This window comes from Pseudomonas sp. GW460-LB5 (assembly GCF_059423245.1).
Genome location: NZ_JBWKXT010000001.1, coordinates 387,517 through 405,132, shown reverse-complemented (window position 1 = coordinate 405,132; position 17,616 = coordinate 387,517). Strand labels below are relative to the sequence as shown.

15 protein-coding genes are annotated in these 17,616 nt (G+C 62.7%); 8 read left to right on the top strand and 7 right to left on the bottom strand.

The window, feature by feature from the left end:
- Positions 1-2: 2 nt before the first annotated feature.
- Genes AC07XM_RS01855 through AC07XM_RS01840 form a run of 4 tightly spaced genes read right to left on the bottom strand, consistent with a single transcriptional unit; the run spans position 3 to position 3,608 of the window.
- Positions 3-905, bottom strand: coding sequence for a pyridoxal-phosphate dependent enzyme (locus tag AC07XM_RS01855; protein WP_060520037.1), 903 nt, complete (start codon positions 903-905; stop codon positions 3-5).
- Positions 902-2,113 (bottom strand): MFS transporter, encoded by a 1,212-nt coding sequence (locus tag AC07XM_RS01850; protein ID WP_016488754.1) that lies wholly within the window; start codon positions 2,111-2,113, stop codon positions 902-904. The genes AC07XM_RS01855 and AC07XM_RS01850 overlap by 4 nt, the downstream gene beginning before the upstream one ends.
- Positions 2,110-2,898 carry an alanyl-tRNA editing protein gene (locus AC07XM_RS01845; protein ID WP_016488755.1) on the bottom strand — a complete coding sequence of 263 codons (789 nt, stop codon included), beginning with the start codon at positions 2,896-2,898 and terminating at the stop codon, positions 2,110-2,112. The genes AC07XM_RS01850 and AC07XM_RS01845 overlap by 4 nt, the downstream gene beginning before the upstream one ends.
- Positions 2,895-3,608 (bottom strand): serine O-acetyltransferase, encoded by a 714-nt coding sequence (locus tag AC07XM_RS01840; protein WP_023049356.1) that lies wholly within the window; start codon positions 3,606-3,608, stop codon positions 2,895-2,897. The genes AC07XM_RS01845 and AC07XM_RS01840 overlap by 4 nt, the downstream gene beginning before the upstream one ends.
- Positions 3,609-3,780: 172 nt before the next feature.
- Here AC07XM_RS01840 and AC07XM_RS01835 point away from each other — a divergent pair, with 172 nt between their 5' ends.
- The 7 genes from AC07XM_RS01835 to pdeM all read left to right on the top strand — a co-directional run bounded on the left by AC07XM_RS01835 (position 3,781) and on the right by pdeM (position 14,871).
- On the top strand, positions 3,781-5,121 hold the full coding sequence (locus AC07XM_RS01835) for an aminotransferase-like domain-containing protein (RefSeq protein ID WP_016488757.1): 1,341 nt from the start codon (positions 3,781-3,783) through the stop codon (positions 5,119-5,121).
- A 103-nt stretch (positions 5,122-5,224) separates the two neighbouring features.
- A complete protein-coding gene (locus tag AC07XM_RS01830) occupies positions 5,225-7,666 on the top strand; it encodes a penicillin acylase family protein (protein WP_102688896.1) in 2,442 nt (813 codons plus the stop codon).
- Between the two features lie 107 nt (positions 7,667-7,773).
- A complete protein-coding gene (locus AC07XM_RS01825) occupies positions 7,774-8,790 on the top strand; it encodes a ligase-associated DNA damage response exonuclease (RefSeq protein WP_016488759.1) in 1,017 nt (338 codons plus the stop codon).
- Entirely contained in the window at positions 8,787-10,445 is a 1,659-nt protein-coding gene (locus AC07XM_RS01820; protein WP_016488760.1) for an ATP-dependent DNA ligase, read from the top strand. The genes AC07XM_RS01825 and AC07XM_RS01820 overlap by 4 nt, the downstream gene beginning before the upstream one ends.
- 134 nt (positions 10,446-10,579) lie before the next feature.
- Positions 10,580-11,695: a succinylglutamate desuccinylase/aspartoacylase family protein gene (locus AC07XM_RS01815; protein WP_024717445.1), complete on the top strand. Its 1,116-nt coding sequence runs from the start codon at positions 10,580-10,582 to the stop codon at positions 11,693-11,695.
- Between the two features lie 66 nt (positions 11,696-11,761).
- Positions 11,762-14,224, top strand: a complete 2,463-nt coding sequence (locus tag AC07XM_RS01810; protein ID WP_102688897.1) for a ligase-associated DNA damage response DEXH box helicase — start codon at positions 11,762-11,764, stop codon at positions 14,222-14,224.
- Positions 14,221-14,871, top strand: a complete 651-nt coding sequence (gene pdeM, locus AC07XM_RS01805) for a ligase-associated DNA damage response endonuclease PdeM (RefSeq protein WP_023048370.1) — start codon at positions 14,221-14,223, stop codon at positions 14,869-14,871. The genes AC07XM_RS01810 and pdeM overlap by 4 nt, the downstream gene beginning before the upstream one ends.
- 6 nt (positions 14,872-14,877) lie before the next feature.
- Here the strand turns inward: pdeM and AC07XM_RS01800 are convergent, their stop codons facing one another.
- Together AC07XM_RS01800 and dcd are read right to left on the bottom strand one after the other, a co-directional pair.
- A complete protein-coding gene (locus AC07XM_RS01800; protein ID WP_102688898.1) occupies positions 14,878-15,105 on the bottom strand; it encodes a hypothetical protein in 228 nt (75 codons plus the stop codon).
- A 94-nt stretch (positions 15,106-15,199) separates the two neighbouring features.
- Complete coding sequence (gene dcd / locus AC07XM_RS01795) at positions 15,200-15,766, bottom strand: dCTP deaminase (protein ID WP_003258001.1); 567 nt, start codon at positions 15,764-15,766, stop codon at positions 15,200-15,202.
- Between the two features lie 328 nt (positions 15,767-16,094).
- Between dcd and AC07XM_RS01790 the strand changes: the two genes are divergently transcribed.
- Positions 16,095-16,304 carry a cold-shock protein gene (locus tag AC07XM_RS01790; protein ID WP_016488765.1) on the top strand — a complete coding sequence of 70 codons (210 nt, stop codon included), beginning with the start codon at positions 16,095-16,097 and terminating at the stop codon, positions 16,302-16,304.
- A gap of 185 nt (positions 16,305-16,489) precedes the next feature.
- On the opposite strand, the gene apbC is transcribed toward AC07XM_RS01790, so the two are convergent.
- Positions 16,490-17,584 carry an iron-sulfur cluster carrier protein ApbC gene (apbC, locus tag AC07XM_RS01785; protein ID WP_016488766.1) on the bottom strand — a complete coding sequence of 365 codons (1,095 nt, stop codon included), beginning with the start codon at positions 17,582-17,584 and terminating at the stop codon, positions 16,490-16,492.
- Between the last annotated feature and the right edge of the window lie 32 nt (positions 17,585-17,616).

Here is a 17,616-nt window from a genome sequence, read left to right as displayed (position 1 = left end):
TGCTACGCGGCCTTTCGCCGGGTCGCCCCCAGCAAGTCCTGGTACCAGAGCCCCGCGTCATAGGCGATGGTGACCAGGGTGGTCGCGGCATACCGCGGGTGCTGTGCCATGCGCTGGGCAACAGCGAGGCAGGCTGCGGCGGTATTCCCCACGAAAATGCCACTTTGCATGTAGAACCAGCGCTGTGCGGCCAGCATTTCGGCGTGCTGCACCTGAGCCCGTTCGTCCACCAGCGACCAGTCCATGAAGGGTGGGCAAACACCCACCGCCATGCCTTCAAAGCGATGGTCGGTGAACACACCCGCCCTTGAATCACAACCGCTGGGGTCGACCAACACCGTCGACACCTCGAAACCGTGGTCCTTCAGCCCCAGGGTAATACCTGTAAAACTTGCGCCAGTGCCGGCGCAGCCGACAAACAGGATTTCCCGCCCAGCCCCGACGTTGGTCAATTGCACGGCCAGTTCGCTGGCCGTCTGGTAACGATGGGCTTCAATGCCCACCGGGTTGTTGAATTGATCGGTATAGAAATAGGACTTGCCCAGCGCGACCTGGTTATCCAGGTGATGCATCACGACATCCTTGGGCGTGGCACCGGCCACCAGCATTTCCTTGCCGATCAGCCTGGCACCAAAACACTCCAGCAAGTCCCGTTTGGTCTGGCTGAAGCCAAGCCCTACCGCCAGCTCCACGGCAACCTGGTATTTGTGGCAGGCCGCCAGCAAGCCGAAACCGAAACTACCACCGGTTTTTTCGATGACCGTCGTCACACCTGGGATGATGTCGCCATTGCGCAAGGCATGTTCCACGATGAGCCGGGCTGCCCGGTACTTGTGGCTACCGCCTGGGTTGTTCATTTCCAGTTTGGTGTAGATGCGTTCGCTGACGCTGATGAGTTCGCTCATTTGCGGCTACCTTCCATGGAAGTGTGCAGGCAGGCCTTGTTCTGCAGCAGGCCAGCAGTGGCGAAAAGCAAACCGATGCAAAGGGCCATGCAGATGGCGTTGGTGCCATCCCAGCCAACCGTGCTCAGCAACAGTGAGGGGCTGAAGGCTCCGACGGTTGCCAATATGGCAATGGCCAAGTCGTTCTTGCCCTGCATCTGCATCGCTGCCGGGCTGTTCTGCAGCGCCTGGGCCAGCAATGCGCCGCCGCCCACATAGGTCAGGTTCCAGCCCAGCCCGAGGGCAATCAGCGCCAGGGTCATCATGGCGTAGCTGTGCGACCAGATATTCAGCGCCGAGCATCCGATCAACAGGGCCAACCCGGCACAGATAGTGGTCTTGATGCCCAGCTTCTGGATGATTGCGCCGGTGAAAAACGACGGTGCAAACATGGCTACCACATGCCACTGGATTGCCAGGCGCACGTCAGAGAAGTCCTCATGCATGTGTTTCATGTGCATCGATGCCTGAATCATGAGCAGGTTCATGATCCCGTAGCTCAGTGCCGCCACCGCCATGGCAACTTTCACGGCCGGGCTGAACGGTTCGGCGCGGGGAGTGGCCGATTTTTCCGCGTGCTGACGAGCCTTGGCGGTGCCGGCATCGTTGGGCAGGCAAACGGCAATCATCAGCGAAATCACCGCCAGGCCAACAAACGAGGCATAACACAGCGAAAACAGCGGGTACCCGCCAACGTCCCTGAGCCATTCGGTCAGTGTCGGCCCCACCACTGCGGCAATCACGCCCCCCGCCACAACCAGCGAAAGGGCTTTGGGCTTGAGGCTCTGGGCCAGATTGTCAGTGGCCGCGAAGCGGTTGAAGTTGGCAAAGGCGATATACACGCCCAACGCCGAATGGCTCAACACCAGCAGCTGGAACTGCTGGTACTCCACAGCCAGATAACCGCTGATACCAGAAGCCGCCAAAGGGATCGCCCCCAGCATGAAGGCCTTCTTGCGACCGATACGGCTCATCAACCTGGAGACGGGGTAGGTCGCCAGCATCAGGCACAGGAACTGGAACCCGTAGGGCACGGTGGACCACGCAGCAGCGGGTGCCAATGCCGCACCGACAATGGCGGCCATGGTCACGGACATGACGGCGGTCGTCAGGTTGATCGACTGTGCGCTGAAGTACAGGTAAGTCCGCCGCGGGAGTGTGCTGTTCATAGTGCAGGCTCGTGATAGGTGGACAGATCGATTTCGGCATCCGGGAACACACAGATCAGCCGCTCTTTGCCCTTGCCCAGGCGTTTGCGCCGCACGGATAGGCGCCCGATGCGACCAGGCGACTCAAGGTGTGTGCCGCCACACGGGATTTCGATGCCGTTGTAGGTCCACAACCGCGCGTCTTCCAGGCCCTGCACCGCGTAGTGCTCGATGGGCGCATTGCAGGCGATCAGCTCATTTGCACGCCGCTCTATCTCAACCACGTCTTCGGCAGTGAAGGCGTCCTCAACCAGAAAATCGAACCGCGCAGAGTCTTCCTTGATGTGGCAGCCGATGGTCCACTGTTTCAATTCTTCTCGCAGGCTGATCGCCGCGGCATACAGGAAGTGACTGGCACTGTGAGACAGCGTCAACCGTTCGCGCCGTTCAGTATCGATAGTGACGCGGGCCGGCATGCCAACGGTGACTTCGTCCAGCAGATGCAAGTCATCAGGGTGCAGGCTGTGAATAATGATGCCGCCCAGTTTTCCGCCCTTGAAACCTTCCAGGCGAATAGGGCTGCCATAGAGTTTTTTTACCCAGACAAAGCGCACGGTACCGATCGGTAGTTCAATGGTGCCGACGTCTGCCTCCTGGCCACCACCTTCTGGATAGGCCACGGTACTTTGCAACTCGATACCGTCACTGTGCACCCGCGTTACTTGCGTACTTGCGCCCGCCAGATACTGGTCTTTGTAATACAGCTTTTCAGTATTGCGTAGCACTTCATAGTTCAGAGCATTCATGATTCCAGTACCACCTGCAATGATGTTTTAACCTGCACCCGGGCAGCCGCAGGTACGTCTTTTGTAACAATGCAGCCAGGCCCTATAAAGGCGCCGTCACCCACATGGATAGCGCCGAGTACACTGGCGAAAGCGCCGATCTGGACCCGGTTGCCGAGGGTTGGATGGCGAGGGCTCGAAGGGTTGTCGCTGATGCCGCGAGCGCCCAGCGTGACGCCGCCCAGCACGTAGCAATCGTCACCAATGGTCGAGGTTTCACCAATGACGGTGCCCATGCCGTGATCGATGATGAAACGCGCACCGATACGGCTGCGGAAATGGATTTCCGCACCCGAGAGCATTTTCCCGCGCCTGGAGATCATCGCGGCCAGGCATTGGCCACCAGCGCCGTAGGTAGAAGCAGTATTGTTATATATCCAATGGGCAAGCCGATAATGCAGAACTGCAGAATAAGAGGTATAGGTCCTTGCAATGAACACCAGGTCACGGCCAGCAGCCGGGTCTTTCTGGGCAAAGGCCTGTAAATCGGCATGCGCCTGTTCTGAAACACTTTCAATCACTGATGTTTGAACAAGTGCCTCGAACTCATCGATTGAGCAGCACTCCAATAACGCCGAGGTCACAAGGTTTTTCACAACTTTGAATGAGGCCAGTTCGTCAGGCACAGGAAGCCTGGCAATGACGGCTGATTGCATGTCCATAATCTGCATGGGCTTGATATCCAGTTATCTGGTCTGCACAGACGTTAAAAGTGCCGCCGTTGCTGGCAGCCGAAAGTTCCGACAAGGGGATAGTGGCATGTACTGGCCATTAGCAAACGAACAGTCGACAAGCATTTCCGTTAACTGTTAGGCTTTTTTTTCTAACGGTTTCGGACCTGCCATGAACCCCTGCAGCCTTCATCACCTGTTAAAACAACGCCTGGATGCAGGCGAATGGTTGCCCGGGCAACGCATGCCCTCCATTCGCAAGCTGACAGCAGCGGTCGACTTCAGTTACCACGACGTGGTATCGGCCTATGCCCAGCTGGTCAGCGAAGGTGTATTGACGGCCTCGCCCGGCCGCGGTTACTTCGTCGCAAACCGCACCCGGCAAACCAGCGTGATCCACGAGCCCGAGTGCATGGCCGGAGACCCGCTGTTCCGTCTGCTGCAAGGCGGCCAGCACTACACCAAACTGGGCAGCGGTTGGTTGCCCCCCGCATGGCGGGACACCGAACTGCTGGCCAAGGCGATTCGGCGCACGGCGCGGCTGGAGCAAAGTTCGCTGGCAGAATATGGCGATATCCAGGGTTACCTGCCCATGCGCAAACAGCTGTGTGTGCACATGAAACGGCTGACCCGTGTCGAAGCCCGCCCCAACCAGTTGCTGACGACGCTAGGCGCTACCCAAGGCCTGGACCTGGTCGCCCGCTTGCTGATCAAGCCAGGCGACCACGTTTTCGTCGATGAGCCGGGCAACGGCAACCTGATCAAGCTGATCCAGCTGGCGGGCGGGCACGTTGTCGGCATTCGGCGGACCCAGGACGGGCCGGACGTGGAGGAAATGAGAAGCCACCTGGCCAGGCACAAGGTCAAGGCGTTTTTCTGCAACAGCACCTTCCACAACCCCACCGGCAGCAACATCAGCCCGCACAACGCCTTCAGCGTGCTGCGCCTGGCAGTGGAGCACGAGTTCTACGTGGTCGAGGATGATGTATATGGCGACTTCAGCCCTGCCGTGCGCCAGACATTCGCCGAACTGGACAACCTTGACCGGGTCATCTACATCGGCAGTTTTTCCAAATGCCTGTCCGCCTCGTTACGCGTGGGCTTCATCGCCTGCTCGCAAGACCTGATAGAACCCCTCACCCGCCTGAAACTGCTGACCTGCGTAGCCGTGCCTGCGTTTTGCGAGCGATTCGTCAACACCATATTGTCGGATGGCACCTATGCCCGGCATATGAAGGATGTGCAGCAGCGCCTGATACGGCAACAAGTTCAGACCCAACGCTTGTTGCTTGAGCGCGGTTGGCAGTTCGAGATCGCGCCGCAAGGGGGCATGTTCCTCTGGGTCTATCACCCGGACCTGCCAGACCTGCAACCTCTGGTGCGCAAACTGGAGCAGAACAAGATCCTGCTGATGCCCGGCTCTGCGTTCGCGGTCACCCGTGACTATCGGCGCTATGCGCGCATCAACTGCACGCATTTTTCCGACACGCTGGCAGACCACTTCAACGTTTGAGCCTGCGCAGGTAAATAAACCGACATAGGACCTTGCATGGCGCCTGCGCGCTTACTACCTTAGCGCCTTTCGAAACCCGCCTCGCCTTGCAGGAGCCCTTGTCATGGCCGCCCCCGCCTTTCCTCCCTTACGCCTGCGGTTTGCAACCGCCGCAACGCTGCTCGGTATGCTCGGGCTGGCCGGCTGCCAGACGGGCGGCCACCAGGACAGCGTGCCACCGACCAGCGGCGTGCAGCCACTCAAGGGCCTGGCGCAAAACGTCTCGGTGCGCCGCAACGCCATGGGCACGCCGCTGATCGAAAGCAGCAGCTTCCATGATGCGCTGTTCAGTCTGGGCTATGTGCACGCCGGCGACCGCATCGAACAGATGGTTGCCATGCGCCTGCTCGCCCAGGGTCGCCTGGCCGAACTGGCCGGCAGCGACGCGCTGGACATCGACCGCCTGATGCGCGCTGCCAACCTCAAGCAGAGCGCCGCCCAGCAATACGCCGACGCATCGCCACGGCTCAAGCGCTTCTTCGAAGTGTATGCACGCGGGGTCAACGCCTACCTGTTCCGCTACCGCGACAAGTTGCCGGCCGGTCTGGCCAACAGTGGCTATCGCCCCGAATACTGGAAGCCTGAGGACTCGGCGCTGATCTTCTGCCTGTACGCGTTCAGCCAGTCGGTGAACCTGCAGGAAGAACTGAGCGCCCTGACCCTGGCAGAGAAGGCCGGCAGTGACAAACTGGCCTGGCTGCTGCCCGGCGCCCCGGATGAGCCACTGGCTCAAGGCGAAGTGGACAAGCTCAAGGGCCTGAACCTGGCCAGCCAGCTGCCGGGCCTTCACGCACTGGCGGCCGCCAGCCAGAAACTGGCCGACCTTGGCCTGCTCGGCAGCCCGGGCTCGGCCAACCTGGCGCTGGGGCCGCAGCGCAGCCGCAGTGGCAAGAGCCTGCTGGCCAGCGACAGCCGTGCCGCCTGGGCCCTGAGCCCGGTGCAAATCCACACTGGCAAGTACCAGGTCGCCGGCCTGTCGTTACCCGGCCTGCCAATCGTGCTGGCCGGCTACAACGGCAAGCTGGCCTGGAGCAGCAGCGCCGTGATGGCCGACAACCAGGACTTGTACCTGGAGCAACTGCGACGTCAGGGCAACCAGCTGAGTTACCTGGCCGATGGCAACTGGCTGCCGGCCCGCGCCCGTAGCGAAACCTTCTTTGTCCGTGGCCAGCGCCCGCTGCGCGAGGTGATGTACGACACCCGCCACGGCACCCTGCTGGCCCAACCCGACAACGCCGGCCTGGGCCTGGCGCTGAACCTGCCGCAGTTCAAGGGCGACCGCAGCCTGGATGCGCTGTTTGACCTGACCCGGGCCAAGAACGTGGAGCGCGCCTTCGACAGTACCCGTGAAGTGACTGCTGCTGCCCTCAATTTCGTCTTCGCCGAACCTGAACACATCGGCTGGCAGGTCAGCGGCCGCTACCCCAATCGCCGTGAAGGCCAGGGCCTGCTGCCCTCGCCCGGCTGGGACGGGCGCTATGACTGGGACGGCTATGCCGACCCGATGCTGCACCCCTACGACCAGGACCCACCTGCCGGCTGGATCGGCCACGCCAACCAGCGCAGCCTGCCGCGAGGCTATGGCATGCAGCTGTCCAGCACCTGGTATTACCCGGAACGCGCTGAGCGCCTGGCCCAGCTGGCCGGCAATGGCCGCCACGACAGCCGCAGCCTGATGGCAATGCAGAACGACCAGGTGACCCTGCTGGCCGGCAAGCTCAAGCAGATGTTCGATGCCCCCGGCATGGCCCAGCCACTGAAGCAGGCGATCGATGCGCTGCCCGCCGCCCAGCGCGACAAGGCCAAAGGTGCGCTGGCCCGGCTCAAGGCGTTCGACGGCCGTCTAAGCACGGTGTCGGCTGATGCAGCGCTGTATGAGCTGTTCCTTCAGGAAGTGGCACGACAGACGTTCCTCGACGACCTTGGCCCGGAGTCCGGCCCGGCCTGGCAGGCCTTCGTCAACAATGCACGGTTGTCCTTCTCGGCGCAGGCCGATCACTTGCTCGGTCGCGATGACAGCCCGTTCTGGGATGACCGCAGCACCCCGCAGAAAGAAGACAAGCCCACCATCCTCGCCCGCAGCCTGGCTGGCGCGGTGGATGCCGGCACCGCACAACTGGGCGCAGACCGCCGCGCCTGGCAGTGGGGCAAGCTGCACCAATACCGCTGGCCGGCACCGGCCTATCATGGTTTGGGCGATGCCACCAGCCGTTCGCCGCTGGCGGCAGGCGGCGACCTCACTACCCTGGCACTCACGCCGTACGCCTGGGGCAGCGACTTCGACACCCGCCTGCCGGCCTCGGCGCGGATGATCGTCGACTTCGGCCAGGCCGAACCTTTGCAGGTGCTGACCAGCAGCGGGCAGTCGGGCAACCCGGCCAGCGCACATTACAGTGACGGGCTGGATGCGTGGTTCAAAGGGCGCTTCATGAACCTGCCGCTACAGCCGCAGAATTTTGGCAGGGCATATGGCAACCCGCGGCTCACGTTGGTGCCCGGCAAATAAACGCCATCGCCTTTTTCGGGGCTGCTTGGCAGCCCCAACCATTCTCGGTCGAACTTCCTCTCTCCAGCATGGCTCCTAACTGGTAACTCCAAACCGGCGCCCATGCCATGGACCTCGTCATCGCCCGCCCCGAAGGCCTCTACTGCCCGCCCGGTGATTTCTACATAGACCCTTGGCGGCCCGTGGACCGCGCTGTGATCACCCATGGCCACGGTGACCATGCACGCACCGGCAATGGCCATTATCTGACCGCCAGCCCCGGCGCCGGCATCCTGCGTAGCCGCCTGGGCCAAGACATCAACTTGCAGACCCTGCCTTACGGCGAGCGCCTGGTACACCATGGCGTGACCCTGAGCCTGCACCCGGCCGGCCATGTGCTGGGCTCGGCGCAGGTGCGCCTGGAGCATCAGGGCCAAGTCTGGGTCGCCTCAGGTGACTATAAGGTTGAGCCCGATGCCACCTGTACACCCTTCGAACCGGTGCCGTGCCACACCTTCATCACCGAATCCACTTTTGGCCTGCCAATCTACCGCTGGCCCAGCCAGGCCGACATCTTCGCCGGCATCAATGCCTGGTGGCGGGCCAACAGCGAACAGGGCAAGGCCAGCGTGCTGTTTTGCTACGCCTTCGGCAAGGCCCAGCGGATTCTGCATGGGCTGGACCCCAGCCTCGGCCCGATCCTCGTTCATGGCGCCGTCGAACCCCTCAACCGGGTATACCGGGACGCCGGCGTACACCTGCCGGAAACGCGCTATGCCGGCGATATACCGCGCAACGACCCTTTGCTGCGCCAGGCGCTGGTCCTGGCGCCCCCCTCGGCCAGCGGCAGCAGCTGGATGCGCCGCTTCGGCGACTACAGCGATGCGTTCGCCAGTGGCTGGATGCTGCTGCGCGGCACCCGCCGGCGCCGCGGCGTAGACCGGGGCTTCGTGCTCTCGGACCATGCCGATTGGCCCGGCCTGCTGTGGGCCATCGGCCAGACGGGCGCCGAACGGGTGATGGTCACCCACGGCTCGGTCAACGTGCTGGTGCGCTACCTCAACGAGCAAGGCCTTGATGCCCGCGCCTTCGCCACCGAATACGGCGACGAGGACGACGTTATCACTACCGAACCCACACTATGAAAGCCTTCGCCACGTTGTACCTGCGCCTGGATGCGACCACTTCCAGCAACGCCAAGCTAGAGGCGCTGCGCGAGTATTTCGCCAGTGCTCCCGCCGCAGATGCGGCCTGGGCCGTGTACTTTCTGGCCGGCGGACGCCCACGCCAGCTGGTGCCCACTCGCCTGTTGCGCGAACAGGCAATGGCCAGGGCCGGGTTACCGGACTGGCTCTTCGAAGAAAGTTATCAGGCAGTGGGTGACCTGGCCGAAACCATTTCGCTGTTGTTGCCCATCCATGCCGAGGGCAGCGATGAAGGCCTTGCCACCTGGGTGGAGCAGTACTTGCTGCCCCTGCGCGGGCTACCACCAGAGCAGGCTCAACAGCGCCTGCAGCCGCTGTGGGCGCAGCTGGACCGCCCCAGCCTGATGCTGTGCCTGAAACTGATCACTGGCAGTTTTCGCGTAGGCGTGTCCAAGCTGCTGGTCACCCGTGCCCTGGCGCAACTGGCCGGGCTGGACGCCAAACGCGTCGCCCAGCGGATGGTCGGCTACACCGATATCAGTCACCGCCCCACGCCCGCCAGCTATGAAAAGCTGATTGCCGCCGAGTCGGCCGATGAACACAGCCAGCGCGGCGGCCTGCCCTACCCGTTCTTCCTGGCGCACCCGCTGCAAGCGCCAACCGAACAGTTCGACGCACTGCTCGGGCCACCTAGCGCCTGGCAAATCGAGTGGAAATGGGACGGTATCCGCGCCCAGGTGGTCAAACGAGAAGGCCAGCTGTGGGTCTGGTCGCGTGGTGAGGAGCTGGTCACCGATCGCTTCCCCGAGCTGCACAGCCTGGCGCAGACGTTACCCGATGGCGTCGTGCTGGATGGTGAAATCCTGGTATGGAAGCCAGGCGATACCCCCGCTGAACTGGCGGTACAGCCCTTTGCTTTGCTACAGCAGCGCATCGGCCGCAAGACACTGGGCAAGAAATTGCTGAGCGATGCACCGGTGGTACTGCAAGCCTACGACCTGCTGGAGTGGCAAGGCGAGGACTGGCGCAACCGGCCGCAGCACGAACGCCGCCGGCAGCTGGAACAGTTGGTACAAGACCACCCACTGGCCCCGGTGCTGCTTTCGCCCCTGCTCGAAGGCCCCGACTGGGCTGACCTCGCCCGCCAGCGCGAGCAATCACGCAGCCTGGGTGTCGAGGGCCTGATGCTCAAGCAGCGTGAAGCCCTGTACGGCGTGGGGCGCACCAAGGACATGGGCACCTGGTGGAAGTGGAAGATCGACCCGTTCAGCGTCGATGCCGTGCTGATCTACGCCCAGCGCGGCCACGGTCGGCGGGCCAGCCTGTACAGCGACTATACCTTTGCCGTATGGGATGCACCGGCCGGCACACCGGGCCGCGCACTGGTGCCCTTTGCCAAGGCCTACTCCGGCCTCAGTGACGAAGAAATGCGCAAGGTCGACGCCATTATTCGCAAGACCACGGTGGAAACCTTCGGCCCGGTGCGCAGCGTGACGCCGACGCTGGTGTTCGAACTGGGCTTTGAAGGCATCGCTTTATCGAAGCGCCACAAAAGCGGCATCGCCGTGCGCTTTCCACGCATGCTGCGTTGGCGGCTGGACAAGCCGGTGGAAGAGGCGGATGACCTGGCAACCTTGCAGGCATTGCTGGCCTGAGGCAATTCTGGCCCGCGAAGAAGCCAGCGCGATCAACGGAGCGAAAGCGATGCAGGCGCAAGGCCAAAAATTATGCTTCTATCTTTGAGCCGACCCGTGTCGCAGACCGTATTCGCCACGCATCCAGGACCGCCATGCACCATTCAACCCACGACCTGCTCTCACCCGTTCCGGGCATCACCCGCCAACTGCACAGCTTTCACTTCGGCCCCCGTGGTGGCGGCAAGGTCTATATCCAGGCCTCGCTGCACGCCGACGAGCTGCCAGGCATGCTGGTGGCCTGGCACCTCAAACACCGCTTGATGGCACTTGAACAACAGGGCCGCCTGCAGCGTGAAATCGTCCTGGTACCGGTGGCCAACCCGGTCGGCCTGGAACAAGTGCTGCTGGATGCGCCACTGGGGCGCTTCGAACTGCAAAGCGGCGAAAACTTCAACCGCAACTTCGTCGACCTGTCGGACACCATTGGCGACCAGATCGAAACACACCTGACTCAGGACCCGGTGCATAACGTTGCGCTGATTCGCGAATACCTGCGCCGAGGGCTGGAGGCACACCCGGCCCGCACGCCCCTGCAGGCCCAGCGCCTGATCCTGCAGCGCCTGGCCTGCGACGCCGACATGGTGCTGGACCTGCATTGCGATTTCGAGGCGGTCGAGCACCTGTACACCACGCCCGACGCCTGGCAGCAGATCGAGCCGCTGGCCCGCTACCTGGGCGCCCAGGCCAGCCTGCTGGCCACCGACTCAGGCGGGCAGTCGTTCGACGAATGCTTCAGCCTGGTCTGGTGGCAGTTGCAGCAACGCTTCGGCAAGCGCTTCCCTATCCCGCTGGGCTGCTGCTCGGTGACTGTCGAACTGCGTGGCCAGGCCGATGTCAGCCATGACCTGGCCAGCCAGGATTGCCAGGCGATAATCGACTTCCTGACCCACGCGGGTGTTATCGAGGGCACCAGCCCCGCCTTGCCGGCCTTGCTCAACCCCGCCACTGCGCTGGCTGCTGTCGAGCCGGTGTCGACGCCACTGGGCGGTTTGCTGGTGTATCACGCCAAACCAGGGCAGCACCTGGAAGCCGGTCAGTTGATCGCAGAAATCATCGACCCGCTCAGCGACCGGGTGACCGCCGTACGCAACAGCCAGCCAGGCCTGTTGTACGCCCGCAGCGTGCGGCGCATGGCAACCGCGGGCATGGTCATCGCCCATGTGGCCGGCGAGCAGGTATGCCGCAGCGGCTATCTGCTGGGCAACTGATTCGGTAAAACCATTGCCACTGGCGGCTGGTCTGTAGAAGCACAACCTTGGACGGACCACTGCCTCATGCCCACCGCCACTGACCTTGCCAATGCCTGGTTCGCCAAACGCGGCTGGAAGCCGTTCGCTTTCCAGCGACGTGTCTGGGCAGCCGTGGAACGTGGCGAGTCTGGCCTGTTACATGCCAGTACCGGCGCAGGCAAGACCTACGCGGTATGGCTCGCCGCGCTACGTGCGTTCAAGGCCCTGCCACAGGGCCGCCAACCTGTACCTCTGCAGGTGGTATGGGTGACACCCATGCGAGCCCTGGCCGCCGACACTGCCCGTGCCTTGCAAGCGCCCGTTGATGAGCTCGAGCTGCCCTGGAGCATAGGGGTGCGCAGCGGCGACACTGGCAGCGCCGAACGCGCCCGGCAAGCACGGCGCCTGCCCAGTGTACTGGTGACCACCCCCGAAAGCCTCACCTTGCTATTGACCCGGGCACAGGCCCGCGAAGACTTCGCCACGCTGCGCCTGGTGGTGGTGGATGAATGGCACGAACTGCTGGGCAACAAGCGCGGGGTACAACTGCAACTGGCCCTCGCCCGCCTGCGCCGGTGGCACCCCGGGCTGCCCACCTGGGGTCTCTCTGCCACGCTGGGCAACCTGCAACACGCGTTGGAGGTACTCCTGCCACAAGGTGGCCTGCTGGTGCAGGGCCGCCAGGACAAGGCGCTGCAGGTTGATACCCTGCTGCCGGCGGCGATTGACCGCTTCCCCTGGGCCGGGCACATGGGCCTCAAGATGCTCGAGCAGGTCAGCCATGAGATCGACGCCAGTGCCAGTTGCCTGGTATTTACCAACACCCGTGCCCAGGCCGAACTGTGGTACCAGGCCCTGCTTGACGCCCGCCCCGATTGGGCCGGGCTGATTGCCCTGCACCATGCCTCGCTCGCCCGGGACACCCGTGACTGGGTCGAGCGCAGCCTCAAGCAGGGCAGCCTGAAGGCAGTGGTCTGTACGTCCAGCCTGGACCTTGGCGTGGACTTTTTACCGGTGGAGCGGGTGCTGCAGATCGGCTCGGCCAAGGGTATTGCCCGCCTGATGCAGCGGGTCGGTCGCTCCGGTCATGCACCGGGGCGTCGCTCGCGAATAACCCTGGTGCCTACTCACAGCCTGGAACTGGTGGAAGCAGCAGCAGCCCGCCAGGCACTGGCAGCCGGGCACATTGAAGCGCGCTTCTCGCCACGCCTGTGCATGGACGTCCTGGTGCAGCACCTGGTCAGCATGGCCTTGGGCAGTGGTTTTCGCGCAGAACAATTGCTGTCCGAAGTGCGCAGCACCTGGGCGTTCGCCGAGTTGCGCGACAACCAGTGGCAATGGGCATTGGACTTCGTCTGCCACGGCGGAGGCTCACTCAGCGCCTACCCTGATTACCAGCGTGTTGAACGCCAGGAGGACGGCACCTATCGCGTGGCCAGTGAACGCCTGGCGCGCCGTCACCGCATGGGCATCGGCACCATTGTCAGTGATGCCCACCTGCAGTTGAAATACTGGAGCAAGGGCGGCGGGGGCAAAACGCTGGGCAGTGTCGAAGAAGCGTTCATCGCCCGCCTGCGCCCGGGCGATACGCTGGTATTTGGCGGGCGAGTGCTGGAACTGGTACGGGTGGAAAACATGACGGCCTATGTGCGTCGCAGTACTGCGCGCAAGGCTGCGGTGGCGCGCTGGAATGGCGGGCGCATGCCGCTCTCCAGCGAACTGGCCGACGCGCTGGTTGAACAACTCGATGCCGCAGCCCATGAGCGCTTCGAGGGCCCAGAGATGCGCGCGGTGCGCCCGCTGCTGGCGCTACAGGCTCAATGGTCGGCGTTGCCCACGACAGGCACGCTGCTGGCCGAGACGTTCAAATCCCGCCAGGGTTGGCACCTGTTCCTTTACCCGTTTGCCGGGCGCATGGCCAATCTGGGCCTGGCCAACCTGATTGCGTGGCGGGTCAGCCGCGTGCAGCCGCTGTCGGTATCGATTGCCGTCAACGATTATGGGTTCGAGCTGCTCAGCCCTGGCACCGTGGACTGGGCAGCGTACTTGCCGCAGGCGCTTGCTACCGAACACCTGCTGGAGGATGTATTGGCCAGCCTGAATGCGGGAGAAATGGCGTTGCGGCGTTTTCGTGAGATCGCCCAGATCGCCGGGCTGGTTTTTGGCGGGTACCCGGCAGCACAGAAAAGTACCCGGCAGATCCAGGCATCCAGTGGGCTGTTCTACGAGGTTTTCCGCAAGCATGACGCTGACAACCTGCTACTGGGCCAGGCGCGGGACGAGGTGCTGAGAGAGGAGCTGGAAATTGACCGGCTGCATCAGCAATTGCTGAAAATGGGCAGCCTGCGCTTGGACCTGCGTATGTTGAAGCGGCCGGGACCGTTGGCATTTGCGTTGCTCGTGGAAGGCATGCGCGAGACGCTGAGCACCGAAAAACTGGCGGACCGGATTGCGCGAATGGTGGCTGAGCTGGAAAGCGCTGCGTCAATGGGCCCGACTGAACCATGAATCATCAGCCCATCACCCACTGTGGCCAAACGCTCTGGCTGCTCCCCGACAAAGCCATCTACTGGCCTGCCCGCCGCGCTCTGCTGGTAGCAGACGTGCACATCGGCAAGGCCGCCAGCTACCGCGCCCTCCATCAGCCGGTACCACGCGGCACCACACAGGCCACACTCGCGCGGCTTGATAGCCTGCTGGGGGCTTATGACTGTGAGCTGCTGATCATTCTGGGCGATTTTCTGCATGCCCGAACGGCACGCGCCCCGGCGACACTGGCCAAGGTGCATGATTGGCGGGAACGGCATGCAAATCTGCAAATAGTCCTGATACGCGGCAACCATGATCGCAACGCAGGCGATCCCCCCGCTTCGCTGCGCATTGAAGTGCAAGATGAACCTTGGCTACTGGAACCGTTCGCGCTACAGCACGAACCTCAACCACACCCCACCCATCCGGTGCTGGCAGGCCATGTTCACCCGGTCTTCGTCCTGCGCGGCAAGGCTCGCCAACGACTGCGCCTGCCTTGCTTCCTGATCGATGCCCGCGTGAGCCTGCTGCCGGCATTTGGTGAATTCACCGGTGGCTGGGAAATTACGCCAGCCGACGCCAGCAAGATCTACCTGTCTGGCGCGGGGCGCGTCTGGCCGGTGTAAATGCGCTCAGGCGACAGGCGCCGGAGGCGGCTCGTCAGGCAAGGTGGGTTCACCTGGCTCCATAGGAGGTGTATCGCCTGGCTGCGGGGGCTGTGGCGTATCGGGACCAGGCTGGTGCGGCACGCCCCCCGCCTGCATCGGCAGCGGGTGCGCCAGCAGTGACCAGGGCAACAACCCGACGTGGTTGGGCTGCAGGCCTGCCAGCTTGGCACTGATTGCGGGATGGAGTTTCATTGGCTGCTCCTGACGTAAGCCGATGCGCATCATGCGCATCGGCATTACAGCGTTGGAGTGCCAAAGCCACGGGTAATTCCCCGCGTTTGTCGGTTCAGGTACGTGGCAGGGTAACGCCGCGCTGGCCTTGGTATTTGCCGCCACGGTCCTTGTAGGACACTTCACACTCTTCGTCCGACTGCAGGAACAGCATCTGTGCCACGCCTTCGTTGGCGTAGATTTTCGCCGGCAGCGTGGTGGTGTTGGAGAACTCCAGCGTCACGTGGCCCTCCCACTCGGGCTCGAGCGGGGTGACGTTGACGATGATGCCGCAACGGGCGTAGGTGCTCTTGCCCAGGCAGATGGTCAGCACGTCACGCGGAATGCGGAAATACTCGACAGTGCGGGCCAGGGCGAAGGAGTTCGGCGGGATGATGCACACGTCGCTCTTGATATCGACAAAGCTGCCGGCGTCGAAGTTTTTGGGGTCGACGGTGGCCGAGTTGATATTGGTGAAAACCTTGAATTCGTCGGCGCAGCGCACGTCGTAGCCGTAGCTGGAAACACCGAAGGAAATGACCCGGCTGTCCTGTTCGCCGCGCACCTGGCGCTCGACGAACGGTTCGATCATGCCGTGTTCCTGCGCCATGCGGCGAATCCACTTGTCCGATTTGATGCTCATGGCGGGGGTGTCCTGAAGAGTTGCGTGGTAAAAATCGTGAGGCGCATCTTACCGGTCCCGGCGCGCAGGTTAAAGTTCTATGCCGCATCCCGCGCCGGGCGGAGGCTGCAGCCGCCGTCGATCCGAATTTGCCTAAAGCTTCTCCAGACCATTGGCAGGTTGCGGAAAGTGGGGTAAGGTGACGCCACTGTGCTGCACGTGACACCGAGAATCTCTAGTTTGATGCACGATCCTGATCGGCCCATCGCTGAATTTTCTGCTCTCTTTGCGCTCAGTCCCGGGCAGGGTTTTTCCTGACCGTTATTAAATTGTCCAAGGAGACAGAAAAATGTCCAATCGCCAATCCGGTACCGTTAAGTGGTTCAACGATGAGAAAGGCTACGGCTTCATCACCCCTCAGTCGGGTGACGACCTGTTCGTGCACTTCAAAGCCATCCAAGCTGACGGCTTCAAAACCCTGAAAGAAGGCCAGGCTGTTACTTTCGTCGCTACCCGCGGCCAGAAAGGCATGCAGGCTGAAGAAGTTCAGATCGCCTAAGTCGATCTCGCTTCCTAGCTTTCAAAAAAACCCGCCTTCTGGCGGGTTTTTTTATGCCTGTGCAGGAGCGGCCTTGTGTCGCGAAAGGGGTGCGAAGCACCCCCAAGATAGGTGATCCAACCACATATTGCCGGGGCCGCTTTGCGGCCCTTTCGCGGCACAAGGCCGCTCCCACAGGAAATGCGTCAGTCTTCGCTGATGGTAATGCTCGGCATCGCCGGTGCGGCTGCTTCCTGCAGTACGATGCGTGCACCCACCTGGCGGGCCAGTTCCTGATAGACCATGGCAATCTGGCTTTCCGGCTCGGCAATCGCCGTGGGCTTACCGCTGTCGGCCTGCTCGCGGATCAGCATCGACAACGGCAGCGAGGCCAGCAGGTCGACGCCATACTGGCTCGCCAGCTTCTCACCACCGCCTTCGCCGAACAGATGCTCGGCATGACCACAGTTTGAACAGATATGCACGGCCATGTTCTCGACCACGCCGAGCACCGGGATGTTGACCTTGCGGAACATCTCCACGCCCTTCTTGGCATCCAGCAACGCCAGGTCCTGCGGAGTGGTGACGATCACAGAGCCGGCCACCGGCACTTTCTGCGCCAGCGTCAGCTGGATATCGCCGGTACCCGGCGGCATGTCGATCACCAGGTAATCCAGGTCGTCCCAGGCGGTTTGGGTCACCAGTTGCAGCAGCGCACCGGAGACCATCGGGCCTCGCCAGACCATCGGCGTGTTGTCGTCGGTGAGGAACGCCATGGACATGACTTCCACACCATGGGCCTTGATCGGCACAAACCACTTCTGGTCACGGATCTGTGGGCGGGTGCCTTCAGCAATACCGAACATCACGCCCTGGCTTGGGCCGTAGATGTCGGCATCGAGAATACCCACCCGCGCGCCTTCGCGGGCCAAGGCCAAGGCCAGGTTGGCCGCGGTGGTCGACTTGCCCACCCCACCCTTGCCCGAGGCCACGGCGACGATGTTCTTGACGTTGGCCATGGCCGGTACCTGGGCCTGGGCCTTGTGCGCGGCCACCTGGCAATCGATCGACACCTGGGCGCTGCTGACGCCCTCGAGGTTGCCGATGGCGGTCTGCAGCACCTGGGCCCAGCCGTTCTTGAACAGCCCGGCGGCATACCCCAACTGCAACTGCACGCTGACCTGACCGCCCTGGATATCGATGGCGCGCACGCAACCGGCGCTGACCGGGTCCTGGTTCAGATAGGGGTCGGTGTACTGGCGAAGCACGCCTTCAACGGCGGCACGGGTGACGGCACTCATGGAGACTCCCATTGGCAAACTTGATGTAGAAC

Excerpts from the sequence above, each read along its gene's own strand:
- pdeM (WP_023048370.1), top strand. The coding sequence starts at position 14,221 with ATGAATCATCAGCCCATCACCCACTGTGGCCAAACGCTCTGGCTGCTC.
- AC07XM_RS01810 (WP_102688897.1), top strand. The coding sequence starts at position 11,762 with ATGCCCACCGCCACTGACCTTGCCAATGCCTGGTTCGCCAAACGCGGC.
- AC07XM_RS01855 (WP_060520037.1), bottom strand. The coding sequence starts at position 905 with ATGAGCGAACTCATCAGCGTCAGCGAACGCATCTACACCAAACTGGAA.
- AC07XM_RS01845 (WP_016488755.1), bottom strand. The coding sequence starts at position 2,898 with ATGAATGCTCTGAACTATGAAGTGCTACGCAATACTGAAAAGCTGTAT.
- AC07XM_RS01815 (WP_024717445.1), top strand. The coding sequence starts at position 10,580 with ATGCACCATTCAACCCACGACCTGCTCTCACCCGTTCCGGGCATCACC.
- AC07XM_RS01840 (WP_023049356.1), bottom strand. The coding sequence starts at position 3,608 with ATGCAGATTATGGACATGCAATCAGCCGTCATTGCCAGGCTTCCTGTG.
- AC07XM_RS01820 (WP_016488760.1), top strand. The coding sequence starts at position 8,787 with ATGAAAGCCTTCGCCACGTTGTACCTGCGCCTGGATGCGACCACTTCC.
- dcd (WP_003258001.1), bottom strand. The coding sequence starts at position 15,766 with ATGAGCATCAAATCGGACAAGTGGATTCGCCGCATGGCGCAGGAACAC.
- apbC (WP_016488766.1), bottom strand. The coding sequence starts at position 17,584 with ATGAGTGCCGTCACCCGTGCCGCCGTTGAAGGCGTGCTTCGCCAGTAC.
- AC07XM_RS01830 (WP_102688896.1), top strand. The coding sequence starts at position 5,225 with ATGGCCGCCCCCGCCTTTCCTCCCTTACGCCTGCGGTTTGCAACCGCC.
- AC07XM_RS01825 (WP_016488759.1), top strand. The coding sequence starts at position 7,774 with ATGGACCTCGTCATCGCCCGCCCCGAAGGCCTCTACTGCCCGCCCGGT.
- AC07XM_RS01850 (WP_016488754.1), bottom strand. The coding sequence starts at position 2,113 with ATGAACAGCACACTCCCGCGGCGGACTTACCTGTACTTCAGCGCACAG.
- AC07XM_RS01835 (WP_016488757.1), top strand. The coding sequence starts at position 3,781 with ATGAACCCCTGCAGCCTTCATCACCTGTTAAAACAACGCCTGGATGCA.
- AC07XM_RS01790 (WP_016488765.1), top strand. The coding sequence starts at position 16,095 with ATGTCCAATCGCCAATCCGGTACCGTTAAGTGGTTCAACGATGAGAAA.
- AC07XM_RS01800 (WP_102688898.1), bottom strand. The coding sequence starts at position 15,105 with ATGAAACTCCATCCCGCAATCAGTGCCAAGCTGGCAGGCCTGCAGCCC.